Consider the following 2,732-nt stretch of genomic DNA (forward strand, 5'->3'; position numbering starts at 1 on the left):
ATTTTAAAATCCCAAAAGCCTTTCGACCCCAATTATTTGACTGCTACCCCTTGACAGGTCAAGACAGTATCTACAGGGACTGCAAAATTTTGAAAAAATGTAAAATTTTGTATATGACTTGACCGAATTTCAGGAAAATAGACGATAGTTGATATGCCAGAGATTTTAAGCGTCCGCGAAAACAATTTTTAATCAGGTAATAAAATGGTGGTAGCAGCACCTGTTCAATCCGGCAGTCAGTCGATTTTTCAAACTCGCTACGACAACTTTATCGGCGGCAAGTGGGTGCCACCTGTGAAAGGGAAATACTCGGAAAACCTGTCTCCAATAACAGGAAAATCAATTTGTCAAATCCCCCGATCGACCGCCGAGGATGTAGAATTGGCACTGGATGCCGCCCACGCCGCGAAAGACAAGTGGGGTAAGACTTCCCCAGCCGATAGGGCGCGGGTTTTAAACAAAATTGCCGATCGCATCGAAGAAAACCTCGATCGCCTCGCCATCGCCGAAACCTGGGAAAACGGTAAACCAATTCGCGAAACCCGCCTCGCAGACATACCGCTGGCGATCGACCATTTCCGCTACTTCGCAAGCTGCATCCGAGCTCAAGAAGGGTCGATCGGCGAACTCGACGAAACCACCGTCGCCTAACACTTCCACGAACCCCTAGGCGTCATCGGACAAATCATCCCCTGGAACTTCCCGATATTAATGGCCGCCTGGAAAATCGCCCCAGCCCTCGCCGCCGGAAACTGCGTCGTCCTCAAACCAGCAGGCCCCACCCCCGCCTCAATCTTGGTACTGATGGAAATCATCGCCGACTTAGTACCAGACGGCGTTATCAACGTCATTAACGGGCCCGGCGCCGAAATCGGCAAAACCCTCGCCACCAGTTCCCGGATTGCCAAAGTTGCCTTCACCGGCGAAACCACCACCGGCAGGCTAATCATGCAATACGCCTCCCAAAATGTCATCCCCGTCACCCTAGAACTAGGCGGCAAATCCCCCAACATTTTCTTTGAAGATATCTGCGCCCAAGATGATGAATTCCTCGACAAAGCAGTCGAAGGATTTGTGATGTTCGCCTTCAACCAAGGCGAAGTGTGCACCTGTCCCTCCCGCGCCTTAATTCAGGAGTCAATCTACGATCGATTCATGGAAAGGGCGATCGATCGCATCCGCCAAATCAAACAAGACAACCCCTTAGATCCGACAACCGCCCTCGGCGCACAAGTCTCCATCAACCAGATGGAAAAAATTGCCGAATACGTCAAAATCGGTCACGCCGAAGGCGCAGAATGTCTGATTGGTGGCGAAAGAAACATCTTATCCGGCGACTTGCAAGACGGCTATTATTTCCAGCCAACAGTCTTCAAAGGAAACAACAAAATGCGAATTTTCCAAGAAGAAATCTTCGGCCCAGTATTAGCAGTAACCACCTTCAAAGACGAAGCCGAAGCATTAGAAATTGCCAACGATACTCTTTACGGTTTAGGTGCAGGAGTTTGGACTCGCGACATCAACACCGCCTACCGCATGGGTCGCGCCGTTCAAGCCGGCCGCGTGTGGACAAACTGCTATCATCTCTATCCTGCCCACGCAGCATTCGGCGGCTACAAATCCTCTGGTATCGGCCGCGAAAATCACAAAATGATGTTAGATCACTACCAGCAAACTAAGAATTTGTTAGTCAGCTACAGCCCCAAAGCATTAGGCTTCTTCTAAGTCATATCAAATCCCGTACAACTGTAATTGATCTAATTCATCTGCGTTAATCTGTGTTAATCTGCCCTCATCTGCGGTTAAAAAAAGAGAATTTTGTAACCGCAGATGACAAGGGATTAACGAAGATTAACGCAGATGTCGAGCTTCCATATTCCTTCTTCCTTCTTTCTTCTTCTAAAATGGAAACCCTCGCAAAAGTCACCGCAACAGAAGCCGCTTTAAAATTAATTAACCATCTCAAAACTCAACACGGAGAATTGATGTTTCACCAATCCGGCGGCTGCTGCGACGGTAGTTCCCCCATGTGCTTTCCCGATGGCGAATTGATAATCGGTGATGGTGACGTATTGCTGGGCGAAATAGGCGGCTGTCCTTTCTATATTGCAGCGCAGCAATACAAATATTGGCAGCACACGCAGTTAATTATAGACGTGGCATCAGGGCCCGGAGGCAGCGATTTTTCCCTGGAAGGGCCGGATGGAGAGCGTTTTATTACTCGTTCTCGCTTGTTTGTTAATATTAATTAACCGATTTTTTTGATTCCAAGGGCTTAGGGAGTAAGATTAAATGAACCGCGAAGGCGCTAAGAACGCGAAGAAGAGAAAGAAGAAGATGCAGTTGTTGCTTGGACTACAAACGCATTTCCTCAATAAAGGAAATCCCATCGAAAATGCCATTTTTAAAGGCTTGAGTGCTGCGAACTCGGTGATTTTCTGCCAGTAAAGTTATTGTTTCCACAAAAGTAATCACTGCGTTATCCTGAGTTTTAGTTGACCGATAGCAAATAGTTTCGTGACCCGCGTCCCACGCAATCGCCGAAAAATCAGAATAACTGTTAGAAAAAAAATTCACAATCCGATTTTCAAATTCACCTTCAAAATTTAGCTGGAGGCGAGCACCATCTGAGTATTCATAATTATTAACTTGTCGGTAAGCTGTTGTGCATTTAAAACGCATATTGGTATAATATAACATAATGATATTCAGAAAAAGTGAATGCCTGCTAA

General features: G+C 46.8%; 2 protein-coding genes and 1 pseudogene. 2 read left to right on the forward strand and 1 reads right to left on the reverse strand.

The genetic code is table 11. The features are described from left to right. Positions 1–204 precede the first annotated feature (204 nt). Both exaC and QUB37_RS29440 read left to right on the forward strand, forming a co-directional pair. Positions 205–1,725, forward strand: a pseudogene (gene exaC / locus QUB37_RS29435) (acetaldehyde dehydrogenase ExaC). 179 nt (positions 1,726–1,904) lie between these two features. Further along, positions 1,905–2,252 (forward strand): DUF779 domain-containing protein, encoded by a 348-nt coding sequence (locus tag QUB37_RS29440; RefSeq protein WP_333168750.1) that lies wholly within the window; start codon positions 1,905–1,907, stop codon positions 2,250–2,252. Positions 2,253–2,355: 103 nt separating this feature from the next. Here the strand turns inward: QUB37_RS29440 and QUB37_RS29445 are convergent. Next, positions 2,356–2,732 (reverse strand): hypothetical protein (locus QUB37_RS29445; RefSeq protein ID WP_333168751.1); only part of this gene is annotated, 377 nt, incomplete at its 5' end.

The sequence above is a fragment of the Microcoleus sp. AT3-A2 genome (genome assembly GCF_036705685.1).
Classification (GTDB): domain Bacteria; phylum Cyanobacteriota; class Cyanobacteriia; order Cyanobacteriales; family Microcoleaceae; genus Microcoleus.